The sequence below is a fragment of the Anabaena sphaerica FACHB-251 genome (genome assembly GCF_014696825.1).
GTDB lineage: Bacteria > Cyanobacteriota > Cyanobacteriia > Cyanobacteriales > Nostocaceae > RDYJ01.
The window spans coordinates 195,929-221,420 of record NZ_JACJQU010000001.1; the positions used below are offsets into that span (position 1 = coordinate 195,929).

The window sequence follows — 25,492 nt, forward strand, 5'->3', positions numbered from 1 at the left end:
AACCCATGTCCGAACTAAATTGGAATTGGAAAAACGCGAATTTATGGAGCCTGGTACTGTTACTGCTAGGAGCATTCATCGTTTTACTGCCTTTGATAGTGGTCTTTCTCACATCCTTTAGTCCTGCGGGTACAACACCAGGAGTTATGGGACAAAATAACTGGACTTTAGCTAATTACCGCGAAGCTTGGGAAAGAGGGAAGTTCTTACTGGCTTTTGCTAATTCTACCTTGGTAGCGATCGCAGTTACGGCTTTTCAGATTATCACATCTGCTTTGGCTGGTTACGCCCTCGCTAGGCTGAAATTTCGCGGTAGACAAGCAATACTGCTGGTTGTATTGGCAACTTTGGTGATTCCCTTTCAATTATTGGTGATTCCCATTTTCCTGGTGTTGAAATGGGGACACCTGATAAATACTTACTGGGCGCTGATTTTACCAACTGCGGTCAACGGTTTTGGCATTTTTTTGTTACGTCAATATTTCCAGACAATTCCCGTAGAATTGGAAGAAGCCGCAGCTATTGATGGAGCGAACCGACTGCAAATTTTGTGGCAGGTAATGTTACCTTTAGCACGTCCAGCTTTGGTAACGCTGTTTTTGTTCACCTTCATCGGTGAATGGAATGATTTATTTAAACCATTAGTATTTACCACTAGACCAGAGTTAAGAACTGTACAGTTAGCTTTAGCAGAGTTTCAAGAACAATTTACCAACAATTGGCCGTTGATGATGGCGGCGGTGACAATTGCCACTGTACCTGTGATGGTGTTATTTCTGATTGGTCAAAGGCAGTTTATTCGGGGTATTGCTGCGACGGGGATTAAAAATTAGCTGCTGGCTATTTTGATAAAATATTGATAATTATTCCCTATTCCCTGTCACCTGCGCCATAGTTATGTATCAAACTGATCCGCCGCGTTCTGCCAAGGAATTCCTACCAACAATGTATGATCTACCTAGTGAAAACCTAGAGGAACCCGGTTTACCAGACGAATTTCATATTTTACAACCTCAGTTACTACGGGAAACTTTTTTTCCTTCTAACTTCCCGGAAAATCAGGTATTTGTCGCTACAGACTTAAATCTTTATTATGATGTCCATCATCCGTTATGGTATAAACGCCCTGACTGGTTTGCTGTTGTTGGTGTATCAAGATTGTATGAACAACAAGAACTGCGTCTAAGTTATGTGATTTGGCAAGAAGGTGTTAATCCCTTTGTGGTGGTAGAATTTATTTCACCGGGAACAGAAAAAGAAGATTTGGGGAAAACTTTACGAGACGCTAACCAACCTCCAACTAAGTGGGAAGTCTACGAACGAGTTTTAAGAGTACCTTATTATATAATTTTTGACCGCTACACTGATCAGTTAAGAGCATTTCAGTTACAGGGAAGTAGTTATTCGGAATTAGAAATAAATCAATTGCGTGTGTGGCTAAATGATATTCAATTAGGTTTAGGATTGTGGCAAGGTGTCTATCAAGGTATTGAACGGCAATGGTTACGCTGGTATGACGCTTTGGGTAACTGGGTACTGACACCTGAAGAACGGGAAAGAAAACAAGGGGAGCGAGAAAGACGACGTGCAGAAAGATTAGCAGAACAATTACGCGCTCTTGGCGTTGAACCTGATTTTGGTGATGATGAAGAATAGGAGTTATATTCGTTACATTCATTTCCTCCTGTAAATCCTGATATGGCTTGCGCCACGCTACGCTATCAGACAAATAAAATAGAATACACGAAACAATAAAATATCTATGTCAGCAAGAGATTTATTTCATCAAGCAGTTAGAACCGCATTAGAAAAAGAAGGATGGATAATTACAGATGATCCCTTAGAGGTAGAATTAGAGGAGATATAGTATTCCCTCCATACAAAATTTGACTAAACTTTTTAAGTAGTGCAGAACTTCTGTTGTATTTTAACCTTAGTTTTCTGCATTAATTTAATTATACAGATACAAAAAGCCAAATCCAAGTACCGAAAAAACTTACTTTTCTAAAGTTTGGAGAAGTTTGTACAAGTATTTGAATATCTATTTTCGCAGAAATGTTTAAGGATGAATTTCACCATCAGGCATCATCGCTGCGGTAAGCTTTGCGCCTCTGCGTCTCTGCGTGAAACAAAAAAAATCCACAATGTAAGGTAAACCACTCCAACCATACAAATAAAAACACTAAACTCAGATTTTGTCACCATCAGGAATTATGCAAAAGCTGGGTTTAGTTTTAATCATTGTCTCATTTTTACCCTGGTTGGCGATCGCCATAATTTTACCATTTCTGCCAATTTCCGTAGCCCAAAAAGCCCTGTTAGTACCAGCGTTATTGGTTTTCGCTGAAGTTCTATTTTGGTTGGGTGCGCTACTGGTAGGTAAGGAAGTGGTGCAAAAATATCGACGTTATTTGAATTTTCGTTATTTGCGGATATTGTTCAAAAGATGGAAGCGGAAAAACAGAAAAAGACTGTAATTGGATAGAATAAGTATTTAGAAATCTCTGTGTAAATTAAGAAAATGGCAGCACACAAACTCAGCGAAACCGAACTACAACAAGCCCTCAATAGTTTACCAGGATGGCAAATTAAAGAAGGCAAATTATACAAAGAATACAAATTTAACTCGTTTGCTACAGCGTTGGGTTGGATGGTGACAGTAGGTGTTCACGCCGAAACAATGGGACATCACCCGGAATGGTTTAATGTTTACAGCACTGTTAGAGTGAATCTTGCTACCCATGACATCGGTAACGCTATCAGTAATTTAGATGTCAAACTAGCGGAGAAAATGGATGAAATTTATAATTCGTAAATAGGGAACAGGGAACAGGGAACAGGAATAAAAGATTATCCTCTGCTTCCTAGTTCCTAATGACTAATGACTAATGACTAATGACTAATGACTAATGACTAATTTGTTTCCTGAATCTGTAATCTAATATGATGTTCTGTTGCACCACTAAGTTTAATTTCCATGACTTCCCCTCCCAGTGGTTCTATGCAACTGAGGAGCGATCGCAAATTGGGTGTACTTGCACCAGTATCAACATACAATCTATCAGCCAAGTTACTGATTTTTTTCCAAGTCATGTATAACTTGGCTATACCTTGTTCCATTTGCGAGGCTTGATTTACCAAATCAGCAGCAATACTCAAACAGCCGATTCTTTGTGCTTCTTCTAATGCTGTTTCAATATCTACATTTTCCTCTGTTAGCGCCTGTACTTGGACAGCAGATTTGAGATATTTTGCTAGTTGTCTTGCTTCTGTGGTGGCCTGTTTGAGAGTATCTACATCAGGATTAGCCGCTATTTCCTTCTGTAAAACTTTCTGGTGTGCTTCGGGTAGTTTTTCCATTTCCTTGACCAGAGGGGCTATATAGCGAGCAGGAAGGCTATTATCTGCGGCTTTTTCCTTGACTGGTTCAGGTAATAAATCTGAGGACATCGCTGTCCATTCGTCGGTGAGTTGACGGACTTCTCTGCGGGTGATGCGATCGCCTTTTTGCGCTGCTTCACTCACCATTTGTTGCACTTCTGGGGCAGCTTTAGCGGTTTCTACAAAAGCGCGTTTACTAAAGTTATTAACGGTACTGGGGTCAAGTTTGCCATCTTCAATTAAGGTATCAGCACTGTTAGCTAGTTGAATCCAGGAGTAGGCTTGAGTTTTACTAATTTCCCGTTCCTTCAACCATTTAAGGAAACCAGTACCTCTACCATCTCCGCCTTTTTTCTCTCTGTCGCGGATAGCGCGTAAAATGCGTCCTCGCCAAATTTCTGTTTGCAAATCAAAGCGATCGCATACTTGCCAAGCTACATCTAACTGCTGTAAAAAGTCAGACTCAGCAATTTGTTCATCTTCTGGATCTGGTAATTCAAAATCTAAGTCTACTGGCTGTTGCAGTGCAGCAGCAAGGTTATTCATAGAGTCGGTATCTTGCACGATGGATAGCTGGTTGGTGTATGCGATTAGCTGATTGTCGCAGATTCTGCGTATTTACACAGCATAGGCAACAATAAGCAGGTAAATATTATAGTTGAAAATTTTAAAATTAGATGAATGGGATTTTTAATCCAACTTGATGGACACACAATACCGATCACGTCCCGTTTTTTTAGCTTCATAGAGGGCTTCATCTGCGGCTTTAAGCAAAAGAGCCGGTGTCAGATCAGCACTAGGAATGGTACTAGCAAGACCCAAACTCAAAGTAACCTGCTGACTGACTTCAGAAGACCCATGAGCAATAGCCAAAGCTTTTAATTGAGAACGAATTGCTTCTGCTATCTTCTGTGCCTCTTCCACATCAGTATCGGCTAAAATCACAGCAAATTCTTCTCCTCCATATCGAGCTACTAAATCAGTTGGTCTTGTGACACCTTGAGTCATCGCTTGAGCAACTTTTTTTAAACAAACGTCTCCCGCTTGATGTCCATAGGTGTCATTGTATCGCTTGAAAAAATCCACATCACACAAAATCAGGGACAAATAAGACTTTTCCCTCTCCATCCGTCTCCATTCTTGCTGAAGATACTCATCAAACCTGCGACGATTAGCAACTTGGGTAAGTCCATCATAGTTAACAAGATACTGGAGAGCTTGATTATCTAGCTTGATTTTCCTATGTTCGCGCAAGGCTACAATTCCAGTGGTCGTTGCAAATAGAACTATTGGTGCAGCCACAGGTAGCCAATAATTGAGTTTTAGCATCAATAAACTGAAAACTACCCAAGCAATCGAAATAATACCCAGAAACCCTAATTTTTCTCTCGTTCGCCAGTGAGTGATAGTCCAACCTAAACCCGGACCCCCCAGCAACAATAACATTACCCATCCACCAGGGGGGAAAAGATCAAGAAAGTTATCTTGGAAAAAATTACTAATAATTGTGGCGTGTACACACACCCCGCCTGTAGGTGGCTCATAATCAAAGGGCGTGGTTAACACATCAATACCAGGAGCAGTAACTCCTACCACCACTATTTTGTCTTTGAATTTCTCACGGGGGATTTTTTGCTGCACCACATCCACAAAGGAATAGTGATCAGGCATATCCTCAACTTTGCTGATCCAATTGATCCACAAAGAATTCTCTATATTTTTGAGAGGGGGAGTTTCAGCAAAGGTATTATAAGCTTCCAGCGCAGCTATTCCTAATGAGGGAATACCCTTGATTTGGCTCTCGACTCTGCGAAGCATACCATCCCCATCCTTATATTTCATCAGGATATGCCCGGTGGTGATGGCTGCTTGTTCAAGTTCTGGTCTGGGTTGCCACGGCTTTCCTTTATTATCCCAGGCTTGAGCCAATACCACTCTACCATGTTGCTCCATTGCCTTGACCAGCATGACATCATCAGGGCTTGGCTCAGAAAACATGATATCGAATACAGCGACGTTGGGCTGTGATTGGTCTAAGACATTTAATAACTCAATGTATCTTTGCCGTGACCAGGGAAACTGCCCAAACTGATTTAAACTTTTATCATCTATGGTTATGAGTACAACGCGCTGATCCCAGTTGATAGTTCCCCGCATCCGAAATAGGTTGTTGTATATGATCCATTCCAGTGGTTGAAAAACTCCCAGGAAAAACAGCAAAGTAACTATTAACATTGCTATCCAACCAGGAAGCGATCGCCAAAAAAATTTACTCACATATTGAAGAAAATACAAAATAAGCGTCACCTTCTACTTTAAGGAATCGCTAGTTCATAATCCTGCTTTTTACCTAAAGGTGTCGTCACAGTGACTGCAATGCGGCGATTAGCAGGAAGCGGCACTAAAATGTCAAATATGCCATTTTTATCCGTAGTTAGTGGTTGATTTTCTAGAATTACCAAGTTGACTGGATCAATTTTACCTGCAATTCGCCCCTGTTGATTTCCCTGGTCTACTAAATATCTCACGTCCAGACGGGTATCATTTCTTAAGGGCATCGGTGGTGATGGCGGTTCTCCGGGAATGACTAAGCTCTGAAAGCCTTTATTTACATACACTGTTTGCCCTTGAGCCGATGTTGCTACGCTCCCTGTGATAGTTGCTACCCCTGTTTTCCCACTCGGTTGCACACTCACACCAAATTCTGTACCCCGCACTCCTGTAATTCCTGCTGGTGTTTCAATTTGCAATCTAGAATCTTGATGTGTAAAGGGTCGCAATTTCAGTTTTACCTGTCCGCCTGTCACCTGTAAATGGGTGATGCGTCCACCGCTACCAGTGGCTTGCAGTTTCTGAATTTGCAGTTTTGTGTTTTCTGCGACTTGCACAAATCCTATGCCTGTATCTAGTGACAACATGGTACTAGAATTTTTTCCTACGCTGATACTATCTCCTACATTTTCTAGTTTTGTACCTACGCGTGCAGGTTGGGAACTCTGTTGATGTTGATAGGTAACAGTCCCGGCAAGATTGCGAACTTGTAAGTAGCGGTTAATTTTTACCTGTAATTTATCCTGTGCTAATACTTGACCGATTGTTAAGAGTCCAACCAAAAATAGACTCAGTAATAGCAAATATCTTTTCATACTGATTTCGCCGTAGATTACCTTTGTATCTTTGTATCTAACTTACGCGATGATCCAGAAGTTTCCAAATGTTTCAGATACCCTAGAAGTTAGTCTCCGACGTTTTTAGCTAAAAATCACCATGAACCAGGTAGACTATCTACGGATTAGTTTAATTGATCGCTGTAATTTTCGTTGTCTGTACTGTATGCCAGAGGGAGCAGAATTAAACTATATCCTCAAGCAACAGTTGTTAACTGATCAAGAACTTCTCACTCTTATTCAAGAGGTATTTATTCCTGTTGGTTTTACCCGCTTTCGCTTGACTGGTGGAGAACCTCTACTCCGTCCTGGTGTGGTGGAGTTGGTAAAAAAAATTGCTCATCTTCCCCAAACTCAAGATTTAGCAATGACTACTAATGGGTTTTTATTAGCACCTATAGCTAAAAATCTCTATGATGCAGGTTTAAGAAGAATTAATATTAGTTTAGATTCTCTCGATTCAGATACTTTTGAGCAAATTATCGGGAAAAATGGGCGTGGACGTTGGCAGCAAGTTTGGGAAGGTATTCAAGCTGCATATAATGTGGGTTTTGACCCGTTAAAGTTAAATGTTGTGGTTATACCCGGCGTTAATGACCATGAAGTTTTAGACTTAGCCGCTTTAACCATTGACAAAAATTGGCACGTTCGGTTTATTGAGTTTATGCCTATTGGTAATGGTGAATTATTTGGCGATCGCGGTTGGATCTCTTCTGCTGATTTACGCGATCGCATTCGTCAACGTTGGGGATTGACAGAATCGCAAGTTCGTGGTAATGGACCTGCGGATGTGTTTCAAATTCCGGGAGCGAAAGGAACACTCGGTTTTATCAGCCAGATGTCAGAATGTTTTTGCGATCGCTGTAATCGGGTACGCTTGAGTGCTGATGGTTGGCTACGTCCCTGCTTATTAAATGAAACTGGTCAAATTGATTTAAAATCTTGTTTACGGGCTGGTGTTAGCACTGCTCAATTACAAGAGCAAGTCAAGCAACTACTAGCAATTAAATCAGAAATTAACTTTAAACAACGCGACTCAGGTACTGTCGGCTCTTACACCCGTACCATGTCGCAAATTGGCGGATAGTCATTAGGAACAGGGAACAGGGAACAGGGAACAGGGAACAGGAAGATACATTATAAACCATTGCCTCTTGCCTTCTGACTCCTGACTCCTGACTCCTGACTCCTGACTCCTGACTCCTGACTATTACGCTTGACGTGAGTAGTATTCCACCACAAGCAGTTCATTAACTTGTAGTGCTACCCATTCTCTTTCAATCACACTGTTAACTTTGCCAGTCAATTTGTTTTTATCAAATTCTAGGTGATTGGGAAGGTTAGCTAAACCGGGATATTGCAAGTTAGATTCCACCAATTTCTTGGATGCTTCTCTATCCCTAACAGCAATTTCTTCACCAGGACGGCACTGATAGCTGGCAATATCGACTACACGACCGTTAACTGTGACGTGGCCATGATTTACCAGTTGACGTGCTGCGGGAATGGTAGGAGCCATACCCATCCGAAAAACTGTATTGTCTAAACGCATTTCTAGCAATTGCAGCAGGACTTGTCCGGTAGAACCAGTTACACGTCTAGCTTTACGCACGTAGCGCAGCATTTGCTTTTCTGTCAAACCGTAGTTTAAGCGGAGTTTTTGCTTTTCCTCAAGACGGATAGCATACTCAGAACGTTTTTTCCGGTTTTGACCATGTTGGCCTGGCGCATAGGCACGTCTGGCACTTTTTCGAGTTAGGCCTGGTAGTTCGCCCAAGCGGCGGACAATTCTGAGGCGGGGACCTCTATATCGGGACATGAGTTTCCTTAATTTAATCCTGTTTAAACTTTACCCAAATTTTCTATTATGACATTCCTCGCAGTAATTAGCTAGAGGATTCTTGGTTAAATGATCTGTCTTGGGAAAGACTATCCTCAATTCCCGTGTGATCGCAGCAACTAAGGAGAGTGAAAATAGTCTCTCAAGACTTCATTTCTACTGTACTAGCTTTGAAGAGGACATTACCCACAAAGTAGCACCAGCCAAGCTTTCAGGATTTGATCCTGCGTTTCCATGTGTCCCATGGTACGTTGAAAGTATTTCTTGGCAAAAGACTGACCTTTTCTAAGTTTAGTCAATGCTCATGCAACTTTGACTATAATTTGAGTCGTTTTCGCCACAGAATATCTAATATAGTTTAACCTGAAACAAAATTAATGAAGCTTGTGGGAATATTTACGGCGATGGCGACGAAATTCCCTGATTATAGAGGTGTTTAAGCAGATTCTAAGTTAGCATAACTTTGGTGTTTGGAGAATAGCTATGTTAAAACACAAAAAAGAAATAAGCAGTTTTCATAACCACAAAAGCAGTAATGGCTTGAGAATTTTCACAGCACCGATGATTGTGATGGCTGGATTATTCACAAATATCCTACCGAGTCAAGCTGTGATAGATTCTTATAGAAATAACTACCGTGCTTGTGCGGCTCAATTATTGAGTGCGGGAGTTACAGCAGAAGCAGCATCTCAAGGTTGTGCCACCGCCCTGCGACCAAGAGAGTTATCTACTTGTGTGGCTAAAATTAAAAAGCAGACAGAAATTACAGCAACTGATGCACTTTATTCCTGTAGTCAAGCCCGTCGTCCAGAGGATTTAGCTACCTGTGTAGTGGGAATTAGTAAGAGTACTCAACAGGCAATTAACCAAGCGACTTTAACTTACTGTGGACGCAGTTTGTTGCCCGTGACGTTTGCAGAGTGTGTGGTTGGTTTGCGTAAAGAAATTGATTTAACCCCAATTCAGTCTTTAGATACTTGTATCGATGCCAGTTACCGATCTATTAGTATTGGGGCTGGATCTACAACACCACCAGGATTTATTCCTCGTTTTGAGACTGTGCCTATGCCATCTACTCCCGACGGTAGCGTTAGGTAGTAGTTAAAATTCGCTGTAATTTAGCTGTAATGGACATGATTGTAGGGTTGGCAACGAGTCTACCCTACTAGTCAGATAAAACATGACGGGTACAGGTAAGCATGGGGAATATAAGAGACACGGAAGACCTTCAAACCCTTTAAATTTACGGGCTACTACCACTATGTGAGAACTTTGCTTTCCACACATATTAGCCACACTTATGGCGTGAATAAGGGTTAGGAAATATATTTTTACTGTTCCGAATCAAATTCCCTTTTCTTGGAGTACAAATAGTTTGGTTAAGGTTGTGCAAGCAAAAATTAGAAGATGACTTCTAACTTTTGTGGCGTTAATCATCTTGATTACCAAAAACCATTTGTAAAATCATGGGTTTACCTCCGTCTTGGTGATATTTATCTGCCCAAGCACGGATAATTTCATCCAATTCTTCCATAGCTTGCTGCATTTGATCTATTGGTATATCCAGTTCTTCTACAGCACGCATAGAATTGGCTTTCCTTTCTGCCCAGTCTTTCATCATGCGGAAATAGCGAGCAGTATCTTCGACCATTGTGTAAGTACGTTCTTGGTCGTCTGCTGGGGCATAAAAAGGACGAGTCAGGGCATAGAAAGGCATTCCCCAAGGTGAATCAATGCGTGTAACTGTACCTGAGTAGAGTAAACGCCGCTTGATATGTTCTGCCAAGGCTTCACTCAGGGGCATTTGGTGGTGGGATGGTAACTCCTCTTGCGATCGCTTGTGTAAAAATTCAATTAACTCTAAAAATTCAAAGGATGTTACTAACTGAGCATCAGGCAGGTTTTTGGGTAACTTGCGCTCAATTTGTCTTTTTTCTTCACTAGTTAGATTTGTACCGGGAACACGGGATCTTCCTGGTTGCCAAGGATATTTTTCCATCCAGACATAGGGCAATTGAATCAAATAGCGAGGTTCTTGGGAACCCAGCATTTTTAGTAATTTACCTTCAGTCAGAGCTTGTCTTACTTCCTCAACAATAATTTTGACTCGCTTTGGCTCAAGGTGGTGCAAATGTCCTGTCATTCGCAGGTTTTGTCCCTGCTCTAGATAAGTCATGTAAATTGCACACTTTGCTGCTGTTGCGGCAGCATCTAAAAATGCTCCATGCCTATGCCCACTTGTACGCATGGCGCTAAAAGCAAGATAAAGCATGATCTGATCCATCGCACTTGGACCAAGACGTTTGATCAGATCTATGTCGTTAGTCATATTCACAGACAGATGAATGGCACGTTTGCGAGAAGAGTGGTAATCAAATTTAAATTACCAATTATACACCCTAATGCGATTTTTGTCTTCATTCACATGGAAGATTTATTATGCTTTCACCATAAAAACCTATGGTGCTAAATTCTCCAGGGTGCAAATCGTTAATTTTTCACAGCAAAGGTAAGGCTTACCAACTATTATGACATTGCGCTACATCGTGAGAATAATAGATGCAGCTAATTATAGGTAAGCTGTCGCGCATTTAAATTGCTTTATTTTGCCAACTGAAATCTTTGCTGTCAGGGCTGTTCATTCATAAAACCAACCTTTACTTTAGCACTAAATTGATCCAGATTGAGAAAGATGAACAATTACTTGAGGTCAAGGGTAATACCGATTCAAAATTAAGAAATCAAAATTAAAAAATTCCGATTTCATTTGGGTTTCCCACGTTCCATCTGTAGTATTCAGTTCAAAGTGATACAGATTTTTCTCTTGCCCTAATTGTTCTCATTGTTCTTGATCATTTAATTCTTAGCACTAGAAGATTTCACCTGATTTCGCATTTTTTCAAAGCTGACAGTTACTGCACCACCAGTTACTAATAAAACTCCCAGTATTTGGAGAAGATCCAATTTTTCCTGAATCATTAAACCGGCAAAAATCACGGTTAAGACTGGGACAACAGCACCAATTATAGCGGAACGAGGTCCCCCTAATTTGCGAATGCCAAAATTGTTGAATAAATAGCCGCAAAGAGTGAGGACACCTAACATAAAAGCACTTAGAATCACTTCCAGTAAATTGGATGATCTAATGGCTAAACTCCAATTACTTGGTAAAGGTACTAATAAGCAAACAAGGCTTAATAGCAACATGGTGGCGAAGTTAATTAAAGCAAAAGAAACTGGATGCAGTTTCGGAGCGCATAACCTAGTAAGAATTACGTAAATAGCAAAAGCTATTCCGGACATAATTCCAGAAATAATTCCTAAAGAGGTATTACTAGTAGCAGCGGAATAACTACCCAAGATTAATAATTGACCAGAAAAAATGCTAGAAATTGCACCAGCACTTAATAAGCTAGGACGCTCACGAAAGAGGAACCAAGCCAAGAGTCCAGTCATCATGGGATAGATAAAAAACAGCGCGATCGCCACTCCAGTTGTAACTTGACTAATGGCAATGTAAATCAGTACTTGGGACAAAAACAAAAAGCCGCCACTCACGACCGACAGCAGTAATACCTGTTTTGTGTTTGCTTTATTAGCAGCGGCATTTCTGCCTACTGAATCAAATAGATTTTGTAGGTCTTGCCAAACTGGGGGATGCAAAATAGGAGCTAAAAGTAACATCAAAGGCACAACAACCAATAACCTGAGCATCAAGATTAAGAAAATATTGCCCAAGGTTGGTGAGATCAACTGCTGTGTCTGGAAGTCTCCCAGCAGATCAGAACCTTGATAGAACAGCGCCTTTACAACAACGTTGTAAAGGGATGACATCACCGTTGACAATACAACCAACAAAAAACCTACCTGAACTGGCGACCAGTTTGGGGAATTGCGTGATCTTTGCCGTCTGGGTGTTAGTTCCTGCTTTGGTGCTAGTGAGGGTGGGTATGCAGTTGATTTTGCTGGTGAAGAGTCAGGAACAAGAACAGAAATTGGTTCTGGTGGACGTTCCTGAGTTGGTGATTCTGGTGTTGATTTTGCTGGTGAAGAGTCAGGAACAATCACAGAAATTGGTTCTGGTGGATGTTCCTGAGTTGGTGATTCTGGTGTTGATTTTGCTGGTGAAGAGTCAGGAACAATCACAGAAATTGGTTCTGGTCGATGTTCCTGAGTTGGTGATTCTGGTGTTGATTTTGCTGGTGAAGAGTCAGGAACAATCACAGAAATTGGTTCTGGTCGATGTTCCTGAGTTGGTGATTCTGGTGTTGATTTTGCTGGTGAAGAGTCAGGAACAATCACAGAAATTGGTTCTGGTCGATGTTCCTGAGTTGGTGATTCTGGTGTTGACTGTGTGGCTGAGGAGTCAGGAACAAGAATAGAAATTGGTTCTGGTGGATTTTCCTGGGTTGGTGATTCTGGTGTTGACTGTGTTGGTGAGGATTCAGGAACAAGAACAGAAATTGACTCTGGTGGATTTTCCTGCGGTGGTGGTAATGTAACCACAGCTTCCGTTGATGAATTGTCGCTTTTCGGCAATTCCTGAGTAAGTAAAGAAATTGGTTGAGCGAGGATTCTTTCTGAGGATTTTTCCGAGAAACCGTTTTTGTGGGGTTCGGTTAGTTGCAATACTGTTGGCGCACCTCCAGTCACCATTTTCCGAGGATTGACTTCTGTGGTTTTGTCCAGTTCCCCTCGTAAACGATTCACAAATTCTGCTAATATCTCTTCCCCTTGCTGCTGTTGGTCGTACATTCGTAACAACTGCTGGGAAAGATGACTTTGATAATTGTTTAACTCTTGTTGCATTGAGCTAAAGGCAATTGTGACAGTATCATCCAGATTGTTCAACATCTGTCCGACATTTTCACTGATGTCAGTAGCTACTGTAGAATTGATTTCAGCAGACCTGAGCGCCACAAGGTCGGAAGATTCCCCTTCAATTGATTGGGTAGCTAAACTCTTGAGTGAAGATTGCAGTTGGGAAGATATATGCTTTGCCAAAACTTCCGCCAGCTGACGAATTAAAACTTGCTGTTCGGTAATTTGTCGGGCTTGCTGTAATTTTTCTTTTTCCTCTATCAGTCTTTGAATGTCATTGGCTAAACGGGTTTTCTCAGCCTCCAGCCGCTTTACATCGTCCTGTAAAGACCTAAGAACATTCTGTTGGAGATTTTCTAAATCTTCAACGATATCCCAGAGAGCATTTTCTGCTGCTCTCGATAGGTCGCCTCTGGTTCGTGGGTTCTCTGGTCGCTTCTCAAATCGCCCCATTAGTTTCTAACCTCTAACACCTTGAAGATAAATCAGTTATCAGGTTTCAGTTTTCAGTTATCAGCCTAAAAACCGATAACTATTTACTGTTTACTGTTCACTGATAACTATTCACTGTTTACTGTTCACTGTTTGCTGTTTACTGATAACTGATAACTGTTTCAAAGCCTTGCAAATTGGTAGGTTGTTAAAAACCAAATTTGTGCGAAATGTAAATTGCGTGACAGTTTCCGTTGCTTTGGGGAATTAAAATATTGTTCTGGGAAAAATAGAAGATAATTTTATCTCCTGCTCAATATTCTAATAAATAGCCAGCAATTCTGCAAAAATATACTATTTAGGGGTAATTGCAGAAGATGGCGGTTTTTAATTGCATAGGATTCCCATTCAATGTGGGGGTAAAGCACCGAAACTTTGATTATAAAACAGTAATCTTACTTAATTTGTTAATCTAGAATGTATTACATTCAAATAATAAACAATAGGTAAGAATTTTCATAGCTTTCAGTTGAAATTTAAGATGATCCGGATAATACTGAATATTAGTGCGCTGATTAAGGCACTAATGGGAACTGTAATTACCCAGGCTGCGGCGATTCCTTGGAGTGTTTGAAATTTAATTGATTTGAGGTTTTGCACCAGTCCAATACCCACTACACCACCAACGAGAGCATGAGAGGTGGATACAGGTAAACCTAAACGAGAAGCCAGTAAGATGGTGGTAGCGGTGGCTAGTTCGGCACAGAAGCCGCTACTGGGTTGTAAGGATATGATATTTTCGCCGATGGTAGCGATGACTTTTTTACCCCAGATTGCTAAACCTGCAACAATGCCAGCACCACCAAGAATCATAATCCATAGGGGGATGGTAATTCCATTGTTGGGGACGCTATGTGTTTGGTTGATGTAGGAAATTACGGCTAGGGGTGCGATCGCATTACCAACATCATTTGAACCATGTGCAAAGGCAACAAAGCAAGCACTGAGAATTTGAAAGCGTCCGAATACGTATTCAATAGCAGATGCAGGGGAGCAGGGGAGCAGAGAAGCAGGGGAGAGAATGGCTTCTTTATGTTTTTTGGTTTTCTCTAATTGTCGCCAGCTATAGATTGTCAGTCCTATTGCGGCTATTGCACCAGTAAAAATGGGGATATCGTGAGTGGGGATGTTTAAACCAATTTTTTCAGTTAGAAAGTTTGTCAGTGGTTGAGTTAAAGAAGGTAAAACAATTACACCAAATATACTCAGTAAAATTGTACTTAACCAGGGAATCCATTCTTTTAACTGCATTACTGGATTAGGTTGGTTTAAAATCCAACGTTGGATGAGGCTGTAAAAAAAAGCAGCGATAGTTGCACTAATAATTGGTGTTAATATCCAACCAATGGTAATTAATCCAATGGATGACCAATCTATAGCATTTATTCCTAATGCTACCCAAGTAAAACCTGCGATCGCACCGACTACTGCATGAGATGATGAGACTGGTAAACTCATTGATGTGGCTATTTGTAGCCATACTCCGGCTGAGATAAGTACCGTCACCATTCCGAAAGCTAGGGTTTGGGGTGTAGCGATGAATAAGTCGGGGTTGGCAATTTTCGTTCCTAGTGTTTCTGTTACTCCATGTCCAAATAAGACCGCACCTGTAAATTCTAAGATTCCTGCAATAATGATTGCTTGTTTGAGGGTGACAGCTTTGGAACCGACGGATGTTCCCATTGCGTTAGCAACGTCATTTGCACCCAGGTTAAAAGCAACGTAGAAGGCTAAGAAAGCGATTATAATCATAATTTAATTGTCAGAATCAGGATGTCCAGGATTTTAAGATGAACAGGATTCACCTAAAATCCTTTCCCTATTACCTATTACCCATTTATGGATAAATTAAAATTTTATACGTTTCGGGCGTGGGTGCGATCGCTTGGTTTACAGCTTGTGATAAATTTTCTAAAGGATAGCGATCGCTAATCAAGGCTTTGACATCAATGCGACGATTAAAGACTATATCCGCAGATAGACTTTGCAGACGGTAAGATGAACTATAACTACCCATTAAGTCTATTTCTCGACGATAAAGAATATTTGGGTTGATGGGAATTTCTAATTCATCGGGAAACTCGGCGAAAAAGAGGATTTTTCCACCTTTGCGGGTACAGTCTAATGCTTGGAAGAAGGCTTTATCACTGGGTACTGCTAACAAGGTGACATCAACACCCATTCCTCCAGTTAAAGCTTGAATTTTTGCGGGTAAATTAGGATCACGAGCATCAAAAGCTGCTTCTGCTCCCACATTTAAAGCTTTTTCAATTCTAGATGGTAAGAGGTCTGTAGCGATCGCTCTTGCACCTAAATACTTCACCAACATAATAAACATTAACCCAATAGGACCAGCACCAGTTACTAATACTGTTTGTCCTGGTGCAATTTGGGCTTTTTTAACGGCTTTTAAACAGCAGTTGGTCGGTTCAACAAAACTCGCTTCTTCAAAACTGATATTATCGGGGATGGGAATTAAGCCTCCATTCTGCACAATATGACCTGGTACTTTCACATACTCTGCAAAACCGCCACCACTGGCGTTAAAACCTGCGGTAGTGGAGATATTCTTATAAACATCGCACATGGAGAAATTATCATTTAAGCAGTAGGCGCAACGCATACATGGTATATGGTGCATCACCGCTACCCGTTGTCCTACTGTCCATCCTTTCACATTAGCACCTACAGATGCGATCGTTCCAGCGGTTTCGTGTCCAAATATGCGTGGTGGTTCATACAGGGGATAGCGAATCTTTTTAATATCTGACTGACACAAACCCACAACCCGCACCTGTACTAGCACTTCATCCGCTTCTAGGGTAGGAACTGGGATTTCTTCGTAGGATAATTGATTTACGCCTCTAAATACTTGTGCTTTCACGTTGGTTTTTGATAATTCAACGTTACTAGATTTAACATTTTGTGGTGAACTTTAGGTTATGGAGGTGGTTTTTTTATTATTTCTGATAACGAACTCAGCTGCTAATGTTGGCGGTAATTGTGCATCAATCCAAATTTTCATGATGTTAATCTAACAAAATCAGTGCGTCTTGCTGCAAATATTAAACAAGCCTGAATGTCCTCTATTTCTAAATCAGGAAAGTCTTCTAAAATTTCATTTATACTAACATTTTCTGCTAACATTTCTAAAATGTCGCTAACTCTAATTCTCATTCCCCGAATGCAAGGACGACCTCCACATTGACCAGGTATTTGTGTGATTTTTCGTAATATTCAGTTAATATTTTTTTGATAATATTCCGGTATTGTTCTAGTTTATCCATTGCTGAATTTCCTCCTTTTCTGTATTAACAACTATTAACAGCAGGTGATTTTCCTGAATTACAGCTTGTACAGATTTTCGTTGAAAAAATTGGTTCTACCACTCCCCTTATAGAAAAGAATATTAATTTAATTATTGTAGGTTGGGTTGAACGAAGTGAAACCCAACATTAGTGGGAGGATAGTAAGGGGTGTTGGGTTTCGTTCCTCAACCCAACCTACAATAAATGTTATTTTCCTGAATTACAGCTTGTACAGATTTCCGTTGAAAAAATTTCTCATAGACAACATCATCAATAGCTAAGTAAGTAACTTGGCACAATTAAATATAAAACCTCTCTCCAAACCTCTCCCCTACCAGGGGAGAGGCTTTGACTCCCCCTTCCCTAGTAGGGAAGGGGGATGGGGGGTTAGGTTTATATTATATTTTTTAACGCCCACTTACTTAGAGTTTATATTCTGGTTCAGTAAGTTGAATGAGATTCCGATATACTATATATTGTCCCAAGGCGTTATGAAAATCATACATCAGCGATTTGCTGACAAAACTTTTAATTTCCACAACTATTTTCTGTCCTTGACGTTCTGCGGCAATTGGTTTTTCTGCTGCTAGGTCTGCGTATAGTTCAGCATCTTCATATTTGATAATATAAGGGTCGTCTGTGATAGTCTAACGGTCTTTTATCAATGCGTTTTTGACTTCGTTATGGTAGATATCTTTGGCTGGCATATTGGCATTATTTAATTATACTCTAATTGTAGTTTCAGGTAAGGGAAATTAGCAATTCTTGATTCTCAGTTAGCAGCAGCTAGTGGTTGTGGTGTTAGTTTGGTTATTTTTGATTAGGGTTGGTTAATGTATGGGTAGAGAATAGAAGGTAAATTGAGGGATGAGAATATTAAGTTATAATTTATTTAATAAATCCTGTAATTTTTTTCAATAATTCTTCTGCTTTTTGAGCATTTTGTGTATTACCTTGTTGTTGATAGAGTTGTTTTGCAGCTTCTAAATCTTTAATCGCACCTTTTTTATCTCCTAATTCAGATTTAGCAAATCCCCGGTTGGTGTAGGCTTCGGCTAATTGAGGATTAATGGTGATAGCTTGAGTATAATCATCAATCGCACCTTTTTTATCTCCTAATTCATATTTACTATTTCCCCGGTTGTAGTGGGGCTCAGCAAATTGAGGACTAATGGTGATAGCTTGAGTATAATCATCAATCGCACCTTTTTTATCTCCTAAATCAAATTTAGCAATTCCCCTGCTGGTGTAGGCTTGGACATATTGAGGATTAATGGTAATAGCTTGAGTATAATCATCAATCGCACCTTTTTTATCTCCTAATTCAGATTTAGCAATTCCCCTGCTGGTGTAGGCTTCGGCTAATTGAGGATTAATGGTGATAGCTTGAGTATAATCATCAATCGCACCTTTTTTATCTCCTGATTCAGATTTAGCATTTCCCCGGTTGTTGTAAGCTTCGGCTAATTGAGGATTAATGGTGATAGCTTGAGTATAATCATCAATCGCACCTTTTTTATCTCCTGATTCAGATTTAGCAATTCCCCGGTTGTTGTAGGCTATGGCATATTGAGGATTAATAGTGATAGCTTGATTATAATCAGCGATCACTTCTTGATATTTTTTCAATTTACTAAATAGTTCTCCTCGCACTCCATATAGCAAAAAATCTTTTTCTTTGTCTTTTTCTGCTTCTAAAATTGCTTGATTAAGTGCTTCTACTCCATTTTTATATTGTTTTAATTGCTGAAAAATCAAACCCTTTAATAAATAGGAACGATAAAAAGTAGGTTGTTCTCTAATTGCTGTATTTATAGTATTTAAAGCTAAATCATATTTTTCTTGTCTGAACCAAATCAAAGCAGTATTGTAATAGGCTTCCCAAGAGTTGGGATCTTTGCTAACTGCACTTTCCATCGCTTTAATGGCATTTTCTGTATTACCAATTCGCCATAATTGAATACCATAATTTAGCCACTGTTTTCCAGTACCATTCACAGAATCAGGTGCGGAAGAATAAGGCTGTACCAATAGTAAAATAACAGAAGTTTTATCTGCTGATTTAGGTTCATTATTAGCAACATTTAATTGAGGTTGAGGTAATTTCCATAAACCATCTTTTTGATAAAATAAAAAACTCTCAATAGACAAACCCAAGCTAAATCCTAAAACATTCGTTTCTGAATAATTATGAATACCAACTAATCGCCCTTCTGTATCCCAAATACCACCCCCACTCATTCCCGGATAACCCGTATTAGTATATGCTAATTCATATCCTCTAGTTTTAGCAAACGACTCTCTTACTGCTCCCGTATACATCAATCCTATTCCTATACTAAATAAAGAAGGATGATTTAACTCTTCCCCCTTCCAACCATAAAGAAAAACAAATTGTCCTTCTAACTCATAATCCCCCAAAGTAGCAACTTGATAAACCTGAGAACTACGAAACTGTAAAACAGCCATATCCAGTCCATCTCTTTTGCGAATAGTCTGACTATCCACCTTATATACTTGTTTATCAGGTGCAACAACTTGATACTCCTGTTTATTTTCCACCACATGAGCAGCAGTTAACACATAATAAATATCATTATCCTTAGCAATAATTACCCCGCTACCAATACCACTTTTAGCTTCAATTTTCACCGAAGACTGTTTAGAAATATCTAAAACCTTAGCCGGAATACCCCCAATTTTCCTAATTACCCTCTCAGGAAACAAAGCTAAATCAGGTGCAGCTTCATCAACTAAATTAATCGCAATACCCCAACTATAATTACCCCATTCCTTTAAAGTTTTCTCATCAGGTTGTTCACCTTGTAAATAGCGAAAATCAGTTTGTAATACCGGGTGAGCAAGTTTACTATTTATCCCCACCAAATAACCTTTTTCATTAATAATTGCTCCCCCACTCATCCCCTGTTGAATATCATTATCATAAGCTATTTGCTGTCCTTTAATTAACGGCTGATTTAAAAATAATTTCGCTGTACCTTTGGTAGTTTGCAAATTACCTTTAACATATCCCCCAGCAAAAACCTTTTCCTCTGGTTTAATATTCTCTTCCCCTAAACCAGCAACTAAATAAGTGGTTTCACTGCTAAAAGTCAACTTAGCTAAATCATATAAATCATCTTTTTTATTATCTTGTCTATCTAATTTAGAAAATTCCACCTCATGAACTTGATTATCAGGAGTAACAACTTTCACCGATTTAGCATTTTCTATCACATGATAATTAGTGAGAACAGTATAAAAACCGTTTTGTTTTTTAATAATAGTTCCTGAAGCGGTTTCTCTGTCATCAACTAGAACTTTTACAGTAATTTCTTTTAAGACATTCTTTAATTCTGATTCTGATAATGTTCCTGGTTTGCGTGCAAATAGGGAAGAACTGCAACCTGTGATAATAATCGGAGAAGCGGGAAATAGGAGAATAAGGAATAATAATAATATATGGGATAATTTGTGTAATTTCATAGATGCTACTCCTGATAATATGTAATTTGGTAATTGGTTAATTTTCGGTTTGTTTCATAACCCGTTTGGGAATAAATTCCCAGCCTAATAGCCCAAGTCCGTTAAAACGGACTAAAAAATTCTTCCATTCAGTCGGTTTCAACCGACTTTAGCTATGAGACAGGGAATTTATTCCCTGACTTTAAACACCTTGAAAATATCCACAGTACAAGTTAAATTAGCACCAGTTTGTCTTAGTTTTCCACAGGAATCATTTAGATATGCTCTAGAAGCATCACCATTTAACACCGCAGTAAAAGCTTTTAATTCCACATCAGGATCATCTGCATCTAATAATGTTAAAATCAAAGTATGACAATCTTTTCCAGTTGTCGTACATAAAGATTTAAATCTTGTATTAGGATTATTTTCTGCTTCAGAATAACCCCAAGTTAAAGTTTTCAAAGTTCCATTATCATAAGCAGTTTGTAATTTCGGTGTTACTTCTTGACATCTCCGTTGAGGAGGAAAACCTGCTTTAACAAAATTCGTGCGTTTCCACACTATTAAATCTCGTGTTTTATCTTGGTGTTTAACTTCGGTTACATACTCTCCATCACTGTTTGTTTCACAGGAAAAAACGACTTCTTCAGGTTCTTTACATCCTGTTAAGATGATGTTTATAGTAAACAGACTGATAAATAACAACCACTGATAACTTTTCATAATCGCAATTGTGAGCGTATTAAATTATTATATGTAGTATAATATATATCACTTATGCCCTGTAATGGTATAAATTTTGTGTAAATATTTGTTTAAGGGTAAAGGTATAATAAAGTTCGTAATTTTTCTCGTTTTTCTCGTTCCCATACTCTGTATGGGAATGAATAATGGAAGACTCCGACTTCTGTTGTATTAGAGTCAGAGACTCTATCAAAGCATTCCCAGTCTGGAGACTGGGAACGAGAGAACGAGAGACGATAGATGGTTACTTAATATCAGTTATCCAAGCTTTAATAACATAATCTCCTAAAGCTGCATTTTCTGATTTAATTTTCAACTCATATTCACCTTTTTCTACCATAATAGTAGCCGTGAAATTATTGTCTTTGTTTGCAACATCTGTCACGGTCATAAAATTCTGATCATCTAATTTACGAATAGTGAAAATAGGATTGAAATCATTACTAACTATTTCCACAGTTAAATATTGTTTCTTTTGACTTGTAAATTCATAAACCTCAAAAATTTTATCACTAGCTAATTCTTTTTGATCTGCTGTTGTTAATTGTCCTTGTTTTTCTTGACCATCTCCTATTAATGGATTGTCTGTATTTTTAGGTATTAACATTATCCCCATAACCACAACAACAGCTAAAACAAATCCCGTAATTAATTTAATAGGAAGTTTGATTTTTGGTGGTGGAGGTGTTTTATTTGCTGTTAATGCTGTTAACGCTTCCTGAGCATTTTGAAAACGTTTTGTATAATCTTCACAAATCATTTTATTTAAAAAATCAGCAAATTCAGGACTGACATTTGCTTTTGTTTGCCAATTTTTAGATAATGTGGGTGTAAAAGAAGGATCTTCTCCTGTGATGGCAAAAATTCCAATCATTCCGATTGAATAAATATCACTCGCAAAAGATACTAATCCTAATACAATTTCTGGTGCAATATACCCCGGTGTTCCTCCCAAAATAGAACAAATTTTTCTTCCTATAAATGTTATTTCTTTAACTAAACCAAAATCAATGATGACTAATTTATCATCTTCATTTTTGCGAATAATGTTCTCTGGTTTGATATCTCGATGAATGACTGCATAACCTTTGTTATTTTTAATGTTTTGGATATATTCAACAACTTCTAAAATTTCAGTCAATAAAGATTTAACTTTATCTTCTGCTAATTTCTTTCCCCGTTGAATTTCTGCTGTTAAAGAATGTCCTTCTATATATTCTTGTGCATAAAATTCTTCTCCCAATTCTGTAAACCGTTCATGAATGGTAGGAATTTGATGATATGTTTCTCCTAGTTTAGCTAATGCTTGAGTTTCTTTGGTAAAAAGTCGTAAATAGTTAGCCCAAACTTGATTGATTTTCTCTTGTTGTTCTGCTATTGGTAAATATTCAATCTTTAAACTTGCAGGTGTCGGTTTTTTAAGTTGTTTTAAGACTAAAATTCTTTGGTTGGGATGATTTCGATCTTTAACTTTATAGGTAATACCAAATCCGGTTTTAGTAGATAAAATATCTATGATTTGATAACGATCACGGAGAATAGCACCAATGGGTAATATGTTATTCATATTTATTGCTAAAGTTTTTATTGATTTTTGAGTTGCGCTGTTGCTTAACCCAACCTACAATTTTGAGAAGATTCTCAATTTTGTTGTATTATAAATTGCCTTTTACTTAATATTGATTGATATGAATGAAACCTATACAACCGATGTCCTAGTTGTCGGAGGAGGAACAGGTGGAACTGCGGCCGCTATCCAAGCAGCACGCAGGGGCGCTAAAACTATCCTCGTAAGCGAATTTTCCTGGTTAGGTGGAATGTTAACATCCGCTGGCGTAGCTGCGCCTGATGGCAATGAATTACAATCGTTTCAAACAGGTTTATGGGGAGCATTTATACAAGAATTACGCCAACGACAACCAGGAGGACTAGATAATAGTTGGGTGAGCTTTTTTAGTTATGATCCGCGTATAGGTGCAGAAATTTTTGCAGACTGGGTACAGGAATTACCTAATTTACAATGGATATCAGGAAAAATCCCTTTAGAAGTCTTGCGTCAAGGCGACTGTATTACAGGTGTACACTTTGCAGATTTCACAGTCAACGCCAAAATTATTCTTGATGGTACAGAATTAGGTGATTTATTAGCTTTAGGGGAAGTACCTTACCGTTGGGGTTGGGAACTAAAATCAGAGTGGGGAGAACCCAGCGCCCCAGCAAGTTTTAACTCGCTTACCGAACAATACCCTGTTCAAGCGCCGACTTGGGTAGTGGTAATGGAAGACTTTGGGGAAAATGTCGCCCCAAAGATTTCACCTGCTCCCAATTATGATCCATCCTTGTTTACAGGGGCTTGGGATGATTATGGGGCAGAAAAATTTTTAAACTATGGACGTTTGCCTGCAAATCGGTTTATGATCAACTGGCCTATTTGTGGCAATGACTACGGCCAAGATGCCGGGCGTTTGATAAAGTCAAATATAGCAAGACGTGAGTTTACCCAAGAATGTTTCTGGCATAGTCAAAACTTTGCCCATTTTATCCAAACTCACCTTGGTAGACGCTACGGTTTAGCACAAGGAGTTTTTCCTAGTCTCTCTCCAGCTTTTGCACTTCATCCCTATTTTCGGGAAAGTCGCCGCTTAGAGGGACTCATTACTGTCTGTGAGCAGGATATCCTGCCGTTAGCAGGTGGTAGAGTTGCAGCTAAGTTTGAAGATGCGATCGCAGTTGGTAACTACGCCAATGACCATCATTATCCTGGTGTCAAGTTCTCACTGCAACCCAAATCTATTCGCTGGGGAGGACGTTGGACTGGAACACCCTTTACCATTCCCTATCGTTGTCTGATTCCTAAGTCTACAGATGGTTTGCTGGTGTGTGAGAAAAATATTTCTGTGTCCCATATTGCTAATGGGGCTACCAGACTGCAACCAGTAGTCATGGGTATTGGTCAAGCCGCAGGTATGGCGGCTGCTCTATGTTGTGAGCTAAATTGTCAGCCCAGGGATTTGCCCGTGAGGATGCTGCAAACAGCTTTATTAACGGATGAGCGATCGCCTACAGCAATTGTTCCCTTGTTCAATTTACCAATCAATCATCCAGAGTGGTTAAACTGGCAAATTCGTTATTTAAACAACCCAGAAACTTATCCCACAAGTGGAAATTGCCCATGTTTATCGATTGATCAGTGTGATTACTCTAATCTTGATTGTTTCATAGGAATTTTTAATCGCCTAGACCTACAAGATTACAGATTTACTATCACAAACTCAACTGAATTATCACCGCTAACTTGGCAGATTGTGACTTTGGGATCTTCTGTTGATGAGCAATTGCAATTCCTGACCCAAAAACAAAAGCTCGCTGTCTGGGGTCGTCCAAATTCATCTGGTAACTGGCTACTTGTCGAACATATCGACGAAGTATAAAATTGATTTTTTTGCAGTTAAATACAATACTTTTTTATAAATTGTCCGGATCATTAGATAAAAGCTAAGTATCAGTGAAGTAGAGAGTTCTAAAATAGACATCTACTATGCGTGCTGCCATTTCACTTTTAGTATCGAGTCTGGTATTCGGCTCCTTAGCTTTTAACTACGAAGCAGAGTTCACTAGCCTTTCCCGGTTGCTGATTGCTAATTCTGGTTCAGGAGATCTGCTTGCAGACAATTCCAAACCCGGTCCAAACCAACCAGAACAGCCAGCGCCTCATCGCGGTAGTGGACGTAAAGAGTCAATGGAGTTTTTCAGCAATATCCATTCTCTTGTTTAACAACTGTAGCTTCAGACCGCTTGTAGGAGAATTCATTGCCAGTAAAGCAATTAAGTTATGGAATGACTGGGTGTTTATCGTCCTTTACACAAGTTGTAGAACAGAGACAGTTAAAGCACTACATCGCTCATCCACAGTTCCAGATTTTATTTTCTTTGACAGAGATATAAACAGTTAAACCACTACATAACTCAGTCATCGTTTCAGACTTTATCTTCTCTGACAAAGACACAAACAGTTAAAGCACTACACAACTTCACAAATCAGCAACGGTTGAGCATTTCCTCAAAACATCCGGTAATTGTGGTTAACCTGGCGTATATTGGTAACTTATTGACTCATATACGTACTAATCTAGCTTTCTTCAAATGCTTTTGTATTGCATTGAGTTTCTACAGGTTGAAGAGGCAAGCTGAAAAACCAGGTGAGTAGTCCTGAGTTGACACAAATATTGACAACCTTATCCAATCATGGTCAAGCATATACAAAACTACGA

22 protein-coding genes and 1 pseudogene are annotated in these 25,492 nt (G+C 39.3%); 9 read left to right on the forward strand and 14 right to left on the reverse strand.

Going from position 1 to position 25,492, the window contains the following annotated elements; all coding sequences use genetic code 11:
* Positions 1-5 precede the first annotated feature (5 nt).
* The 5 genes from H6G06_RS00745 (at position 6) to H6G06_RS00765 (ending at position 2,815) form a co-directional block, all read left to right on the forward strand.
* Positions 6-833 carry a carbohydrate ABC transporter permease gene (locus H6G06_RS00745; protein WP_190556115.1) on the forward strand — a complete coding sequence of 276 codons (828 nt, stop codon included), beginning with the start codon at positions 6-8 and terminating at the stop codon, positions 831-833.
* A gap of 64 nt (positions 834-897) precedes the next feature.
* On the forward strand, positions 898-1,656 hold the full coding sequence (locus H6G06_RS00750; protein WP_190556117.1) for a Uma2 family endonuclease: 759 nt from the start codon (positions 898-900) through the stop codon (positions 1,654-1,656).
* A 106-nt stretch (positions 1,657-1,762) separates the two neighbouring features.
* Positions 1,763-1,867: an element excision factor XisH family protein gene (locus H6G06_RS00755; protein WP_190556119.1), complete on the forward strand. Its 105-nt coding sequence runs from the start codon at positions 1,763-1,765 to the stop codon at positions 1,865-1,867.
* A 346-nt stretch (positions 1,868-2,213) separates the two neighbouring features.
* On the forward strand, positions 2,214-2,477 hold the full coding sequence (locus tag H6G06_RS00760) for a transporter suffix domain-containing protein (protein WP_190556121.1): 264 nt from the start codon (positions 2,214-2,216) through the stop codon (positions 2,475-2,477).
* A 44-nt stretch (positions 2,478-2,521) separates the two neighbouring features.
* The gene (locus tag H6G06_RS00765; protein ID WP_190556122.1) at positions 2,522-2,815 is read left to right on the forward strand and encodes a 4a-hydroxytetrahydrobiopterin dehydratase; all 294 of its coding nucleotides are present in this window, start codon (positions 2,522-2,524) and stop codon (positions 2,813-2,815) included.
* Between the two features lie 98 nt (positions 2,816-2,913).
* Here H6G06_RS00765 and H6G06_RS00770 read toward each other — a convergent pair whose 3' ends face one another.
* The 3 genes from H6G06_RS00770 to H6G06_RS00780 form a co-directional block, all read right to left on the reverse strand.
* Complete coding sequence (locus H6G06_RS00770; RefSeq protein WP_199306554.1) at positions 2,914-3,927, reverse strand: hypothetical protein; 1,014 nt, start codon at positions 3,925-3,927, stop codon at positions 2,914-2,916.
* Positions 3,928-4,071: 144 nt separating this feature from the next.
* Positions 4,072-5,658 (reverse strand): diguanylate cyclase domain-containing protein, encoded by a 1,587-nt coding sequence (locus H6G06_RS00775; RefSeq protein WP_338422897.1) that lies wholly within the window; start codon positions 5,656-5,658, stop codon positions 4,072-4,074.
* 38 nt (positions 5,659-5,696) lie between these two features.
* Positions 5,697-6,527, reverse strand: a complete 831-nt coding sequence (locus H6G06_RS00780; RefSeq protein ID WP_190556126.1) for a FecR family protein — start codon at positions 6,525-6,527, stop codon at positions 5,697-5,699.
* 121 nt (positions 6,528-6,648) lie between these two features.
* Between H6G06_RS00780 and moaA the strand changes: the two genes are divergently transcribed.
* Entirely contained in the window at positions 6,649-7,635 is a 987-nt protein-coding gene (gene moaA / locus H6G06_RS00785) for a GTP 3',8-cyclase MoaA (protein ID WP_190556128.1), read from the forward strand.
* A 123-nt stretch (positions 7,636-7,758) separates the two neighbouring features.
* On the opposite strand, the gene rpsD is transcribed toward moaA, so the two are convergent.
* Positions 7,759-8,367 carry a 30S ribosomal protein S4 gene (gene rpsD / locus H6G06_RS00790; protein ID WP_190556130.1) on the reverse strand — a complete coding sequence of 203 codons (609 nt, stop codon included), beginning with the start codon at positions 8,365-8,367 and terminating at the stop codon, positions 7,759-7,761.
* A 504-nt stretch (positions 8,368-8,871) separates the two neighbouring features.
* Between rpsD and H6G06_RS00795 the strand changes: the two genes are divergently transcribed.
* Positions 8,872-9,486, forward strand: a complete 615-nt coding sequence (locus tag H6G06_RS00795; RefSeq protein ID WP_190556132.1) for a hypothetical protein — start codon at positions 8,872-8,874, stop codon at positions 9,484-9,486.
* A gap of 331 nt (positions 9,487-9,817) precedes the next feature.
* Here H6G06_RS00795 and hetR read toward each other — a convergent pair whose 3' ends face one another.
* The 10 genes and pseudogenes from hetR to H6G06_RS00845 all read right to left on the reverse strand — a co-directional run bounded on the left by hetR (position 9,818) and on the right by H6G06_RS00845 (position 22,788).
* On the reverse strand, positions 9,818-10,717 hold the full coding sequence (gene hetR / locus H6G06_RS00800) for a heterocyst differentiation master regulator HetR (protein ID WP_190556134.1): 900 nt from the start codon (positions 10,715-10,717) through the stop codon (positions 9,818-9,820).
* Positions 10,718-11,244: 527 nt separating this feature from the next.
* Positions 11,245-13,662 (reverse strand): EamA family transporter, encoded by a 2,418-nt coding sequence (locus H6G06_RS00805; RefSeq protein ID WP_190556136.1) that lies wholly within the window; start codon positions 13,660-13,662, stop codon positions 11,245-11,247.
* A 504-nt stretch (positions 13,663-14,166) separates the two neighbouring features.
* Positions 14,167-15,453 (reverse strand): inorganic phosphate transporter, encoded by a 1,287-nt coding sequence (locus H6G06_RS00810; protein WP_190556138.1) that lies wholly within the window; start codon positions 15,451-15,453, stop codon positions 14,167-14,169.
* Positions 15,454-15,538: 85 nt separating this feature from the next.
* The gene (locus H6G06_RS00815) at positions 15,539-16,585 is read right to left on the reverse strand and encodes an alcohol dehydrogenase catalytic domain-containing protein (RefSeq protein WP_190556140.1); all 1,047 of its coding nucleotides are present in this window, start codon (positions 16,583-16,585) and stop codon (positions 15,539-15,541) included.
* A 137-nt stretch (positions 16,586-16,722) separates the two neighbouring features.
* Positions 16,723-16,938 (reverse strand): DUF433 domain-containing protein, encoded by a 216-nt coding sequence (locus H6G06_RS00820; RefSeq protein WP_190557198.1) that lies wholly within the window; start codon positions 16,936-16,938, stop codon positions 16,723-16,725.
* 256 nt (positions 16,939-17,194) lie between these two features.
* Positions 17,195-17,308 (reverse strand): element excision factor XisH family protein, encoded by a 114-nt coding sequence (locus H6G06_RS00825; protein WP_242039562.1) that lies wholly within the window; start codon positions 17,306-17,308, stop codon positions 17,195-17,197.
* A 126-nt stretch (positions 17,309-17,434) separates the two neighbouring features.
* Positions 17,435-17,716, reverse strand: a pseudogene (locus H6G06_RS00830) (element excision factor XisH family protein); the annotation flags it as partial.
* A 181-nt stretch (positions 17,717-17,897) separates the two neighbouring features.
* The gene (locus H6G06_RS00835; RefSeq protein ID WP_190556142.1) at positions 17,898-20,495 is read right to left on the reverse strand and encodes a serine protease; all 2,598 of its coding nucleotides are present in this window, start codon (positions 20,493-20,495) and stop codon (positions 17,898-17,900) included.
* Between the two features lie 168 nt (positions 20,496-20,663).
* Complete coding sequence (locus tag H6G06_RS00840) at positions 20,664-21,200, reverse strand: COP23 domain-containing protein (RefSeq protein ID WP_190556144.1); 537 nt, start codon at positions 21,198-21,200, stop codon at positions 20,664-20,666.
* A gap of 265 nt (positions 21,201-21,465) precedes the next feature.
* Positions 21,466-22,788, reverse strand: coding sequence for a serine/threonine-protein kinase (locus H6G06_RS00845; protein ID WP_190556146.1), 1,323 nt, complete (start codon positions 22,786-22,788; stop codon positions 21,466-21,468).
* A 121-nt stretch (positions 22,789-22,909) separates the two neighbouring features.
* On the opposite strand from H6G06_RS00845, the gene H6G06_RS00850 reads away from it, so the two are divergent.
* Complete coding sequence (locus tag H6G06_RS00850; RefSeq protein ID WP_190556147.1) at positions 22,910-24,652, forward strand: FAD-dependent oxidoreductase; 1,743 nt, start codon at positions 22,910-22,912, stop codon at positions 24,650-24,652.
* A gap of 107 nt (positions 24,653-24,759) precedes the next feature.
* Positions 24,760-24,996 carry a heterocyst-inhibiting protein PatX gene (gene patX, locus H6G06_RS00855; RefSeq protein ID WP_190556149.1) on the forward strand — a complete coding sequence of 79 codons (237 nt, stop codon included), beginning with the start codon at positions 24,760-24,762 and terminating at the stop codon, positions 24,994-24,996.
* The last annotated feature ends 496 nt before the right edge of the window (positions 24,997-25,492 follow it).

Bases quoted from the DNA above. Each gene is read 5' to 3' on its own strand.
- H6G06_RS00745 (WP_190556115.1), top strand. From the start codon at position 6: ATGTCCGAACTAAATTGGAATTGGAAAAACGCGAATTTATGGAGCCTG.
- H6G06_RS00750 (WP_190556117.1), top strand. From the start codon at position 898: ATGTATCAAACTGATCCGCCGCGTTCTGCCAAGGAATTCCTACCAACA.
- H6G06_RS00755 (WP_190556119.1), top strand. From the start codon at position 1,763: ATGTCAGCAAGAGATTTATTTCATCAAGCAGTTAGAACCGCATTAGAA.
- H6G06_RS00760 (WP_190556121.1), top strand. From the start codon at position 2,214: ATGCAAAAGCTGGGTTTAGTTTTAATCATTGTCTCATTTTTACCCTGG.
- H6G06_RS00765 (WP_190556122.1), top strand. From the start codon at position 2,522: ATGGCAGCACACAAACTCAGCGAAACCGAACTACAACAAGCCCTCAAT.
- H6G06_RS00770 (WP_199306554.1), bottom strand. From the start codon at position 3,927: ATGAATAACCTTGCTGCTGCACTGCAACAGCCAGTAGACTTAGATTTT.
- H6G06_RS00780 (WP_190556126.1), bottom strand. From the start codon at position 6,527: ATGAAAAGATATTTGCTATTACTGAGTCTATTTTTGGTTGGACTCTTA.
- moaA (WP_190556128.1), top strand. From the start codon at position 6,649: ATGAACCAGGTAGACTATCTACGGATTAGTTTAATTGATCGCTGTAAT.
- rpsD (WP_190556130.1), bottom strand. From the start codon at position 8,367: ATGTCCCGATATAGAGGTCCCCGCCTCAGAATTGTCCGCCGCTTGGGC.
- H6G06_RS00795 (WP_190556132.1), top strand. From the start codon at position 8,872: ATGTTAAAACACAAAAAAGAAATAAGCAGTTTTCATAACCACAAAAGC.
- hetR (WP_190556134.1), bottom strand. From the start codon at position 10,717: ATGACTAACGACATAGATCTGATCAAACGTCTTGGTCCAAGTGCGATG.
- H6G06_RS00805 (WP_190556136.1), bottom strand. From the start codon at position 13,662: ATGGGGCGATTTGAGAAGCGACCAGAGAACCCACGAACCAGAGGCGAC.
- H6G06_RS00810 (WP_190556138.1), bottom strand. From the start codon at position 15,453: ATGATTATAATCGCTTTCTTAGCCTTCTACGTTGCTTTTAACCTGGGT.
- H6G06_RS00835 (WP_190556142.1), bottom strand. From the start codon at position 20,495: ATGAAATTACACAAATTATCCCATATATTATTATTATTCCTTATTCTC.
- H6G06_RS00840 (WP_190556144.1), bottom strand. From the start codon at position 21,200: ATGAAAAGTTATCAGTGGTTGTTATTTATCAGTCTGTTTACTATAAAC.
- H6G06_RS00845 (WP_190556146.1), bottom strand. From the start codon at position 22,788: ATGAATAACATATTACCCATTGGTGCTATTCTCCGTGATCGTTATCAA.
- H6G06_RS00850 (WP_190556147.1), top strand. From the start codon at position 22,910: ATGAATGAAACCTATACAACCGATGTCCTAGTTGTCGGAGGAGGAACA.
- patX (WP_190556149.1), top strand. From the start codon at position 24,760: ATGCGTGCTGCCATTTCACTTTTAGTATCGAGTCTGGTATTCGGCTCC.